2 pseudogenes are annotated in these 3,456 nt (G+C 69.0%); both read left to right on the forward strand.

The annotated features are described in order from the left end of the window. Positions 1-1,186 (forward strand): annotated as a pseudogene (locus tag HC022_RS21620) (phage tail protein); the annotation flags it as partial. Positions 1,187-1,195: 9 nt separating this feature from the next. Next, positions 1,196-3,456, forward strand: a pseudogene (locus HC022_RS29425) (hypothetical protein); the annotation flags it as partial.

Consider the following 3,456-nt stretch of genomic DNA (forward strand, 5'->3'; position numbering starts at 1 on the left):
CCGCTGGCCGGGCTACACGGGGCCGATCTCGCTCACCGAGGAGATGGTGCACCCGGGCAAGACCAACCCCGACGAGATCTACATCGAGACCCGCCGGCGCATGCACGAGATCGCGCTGCGGCCGGACACCTTCACCTGCTACCAGGCCGGCGCCGCGCGCACCGCGACCCGGGGCGACCGGGTGCATGTCTCGCACCCGGTGCTGACCCGCACCCAGGTCGCGGCGCGGGTGCGGCGGGGCGAGGGCGCGCGGGTCGAGCTGGACACGCCGGTGACCATGGCGGCGGGCAGCGAATATGGGCTGGGCTACCGGGTCTACGAGGATGCCGAGGACAGCGTCGGGTCCGCCACTGTGGCCGAGGTCCTGTTCTCGGAAGGCCCCACCCGGCTGCTGCTGCTCTCCGGGGTCACGATCCTGCCCGAGCTGGGCGCCACCGTGCACTTCGGGCTGCGGGGCGCGGAGAGCCACGACATGATCGTGACCGGCATCGAGCCCGCGAAGGACTTCGGCGCCCAGCTCACCCTGAAGCTCGCCGCGCCGGAGATCGAGGCGCTGACCGACGCCGAGGTGGTGCCGGACTGGGAGGTGACCGTGGGTGATCCGATCAGCGTCACCACCACGCCGCCGCTGGCCCCACGCTTCACCGAGATCGACAGCGACAACGCCTCCGGCCTCGACGATCCCGGCCTCGGAGCGGCGTGGTTCGAGCTGGTGGTCGCGGCGCCCGATCCTTACGTCATCATCCGGCTCGCGCCGGGCGCGGACGAGACGGCGCAGATCTCGCACTACCGGCTCCTCCACCGGCTGCAGGGTGCGGAGGCTTGGACCGAGCTGCTGATCTGGGCCGCCGACGCCGGCGTGCAGCTCGAGACGTATCAGCGTGGCGAGATCATTGAGCTGCAGGCGGTCGCGGTGGCGGTCGATGCGACCGAAGGCGCCTCCACCGCCATTGTCACCCACACCGTCGGCGCCGATGCCACGGCGCTGCCGGCGGCGCTCGACGAGCAGACCGTGACGGTGACCGGAGGGCTTGGCCATGCCCGGATCGAACTGGCGGTGACCGATGCCGGGACCGCCGCCGTGCAGCTCTACCGCGTCGCCTCGGGCGACACGGTCGATCCCGACACCGACGCGGTCGGGGACCCCGTCGCGGTGACGCCGGGGTCGACCACCACGATCTACTGAGGACCCGCCATGGCCGAGAACGGCGTGAAGATCTCCGACAACCCGACCCTCGCTTCGGCGGACTACCTGCTGGCGCTCAACGAGGGCACCTCCGGGCTGTTCACCATATCCGACCTCGGGACCTTGCTCGCCGGGGGCGGGGTGCTCGTGGGGACACCGACGACAGACGCGCTCTCCGCGCGGATCACCGCCGTCGAGGACCAGGCCTTTGCCGAGAGCCCGATCTACGACACCACGGCAGAGGGCATCGCGGCCACGGGCGAGGGCGATCGGTTCCGGGTCGAGAACGCGGACGCCGCCATTGCCTACGACATCTACGACCACGACGCCGGCGGGGTCGCCACCTTCGTCACCGACATCCCAGCCGGCTCGGCGCTGGTCACAAAGCCGACGATCTCCAATGCGCTTTCTGAGTACGCGCCGCAGGCGACAATCGCGTGCGCCAATATCGGTGCTGCTTCGGCGGCGGTGCTCTCGGACGTCTCGCTTGCCGTCGGCGACGTCGCCGCACGCACCGAGGGCATCTACAGCGACGGCGAGGTGATCCCGTTCGATCCCGTGGCGGACGGCGCCGCCGATGGTGAGACCGGGATGGTGTTCGCCATCACCGACGCCAACGACCAGGCCTGTTTTGCCATCAGCCCGGAGGGCGGGGTCTACATCGCGCAGCTCTACACCCAGGACTTCGTCTTCGACGCGCTGAGCGCGGAGACCTACGCCATCGAGGACGACACCTCGCTGGGCTACGCCTTCGCCATCGCCGACGCCAACGAGCGCATCGGCTTCGGGGTGCGGCAGACCGGCGAGGTGGACATCAAGGGCGGCGCGCGCCTCGGGGGGCAGGCGGCGGGCTGGGACTTCGTCATCGTCGACGGCAACGACCGCATCGGCATGGGGCTGAAGGACGGGGTGCTCTACGTGCCGCAGATCTCGGCCGAGGGTCAGACGACCTCGAACACCAACCTCCGCAACATGCTGTTCTCCGACAACGTCGCGCTGACCACGCCGATGGTCCAGCTGCCGGTCGCCCAATACAACGTCATCATGAACTACGGCCAGTCGCTGGGCGAGGGCAACGAGACCTGGCCCAGCCTGTCGAAGCTCTGGCAGCAGGGCGCGATGATGGTGGGCGACAACGTCGATAACCTCGGCGTCGAGACCTACGACGCCATGGGCGTGGCCCGGTTCAACCCGCTGGTCGCCAACACCCACAACAACGTCTCCAACCTCACCGGGGCGGAGGAGGCGCTGCTGTCGCCGGGCGACAACAACAAGGGTGAGCCGCCGGTCATCGGCCTGACCAACGGGCTCAAGTTCTGGATGAACCAGCGCGCCCTCGCGCTCGATGACGGCCGCAACCTCGTCGCCATGTCCTCGGCGCAGGCCGGACGGACCATCGCGCAGCTCTCCAGGGTCAACAGCCAGGATGCGGTCGACCGCTGGGGCGGGATGATCGACGGCATCCAGCTCGCCAAGGACCTCGCCGACGCCGCCAGCGCGACCTGCGTCTGCCCGATCCTGACCTGGCTGCAGGGCGAGTGGGACTACAACACCAACAACGGCTCGACCAACGCGACGCGGGCGCTCTACAAGGCGGCGCTCGAGACGCTCTTCGATGATGCCAACGCGGACATCCCGGCGATCACCGGGCAGGGCCTGCCGCCGCTCAAGCTGATGTACCAGACCGGCGGCAGCTACACCCGCGACGCCGACATGAACGGCGCTCCGGACCTGCACGTCGGCATGGCGCAGCTCGAGGTGGCCATCGCGCGCGACGACGTGGTCATGGTCGGGCCGGTCTATCCCTACACCGACAAGGGCGGGCACCTCGATAGCAACGGCGCGCGCTGGTACGGTCACCAGCAGGCCAAGGTCGCGTCGAAGATCCTGGCCGGGGAGGGCTGGCAGCCGCTGCGGCCGATCGAGATCGAGAAGTCCGGTGCCACGATCTTCGTGCATTACCACGTGCCGCAACCGCCGCTGCGCTTCGCGCCGACCTACTGGAGCTACTTCGAGGGCTTCGATTACGCCGACAAGGGCTTCGCGATCACCAGCGCCGACGCGGCCACGGATTACGCCATCGAGTCGGTGCAGATCGTGTCGGACACCATCATCGCCATCAGGTGCATGGTGGAACCGCCCGACGACGCGCTGCTCTGGTACGCGGATCTCGACATCGCCAACCACGACGGCCAGGGCAACGTCTGCGACAGCGATCCGACCCTTGCCATCGACCGCTACGAATACGTCCCGGAGCGGGGCATGTACGC

The organism is Salipiger sp. HF18 (assembly GCF_011806505.1).
GTDB lineage: Bacteria > Pseudomonadota > Alphaproteobacteria > Rhodobacterales > Rhodobacteraceae > Salipiger > Salipiger thiooxidans.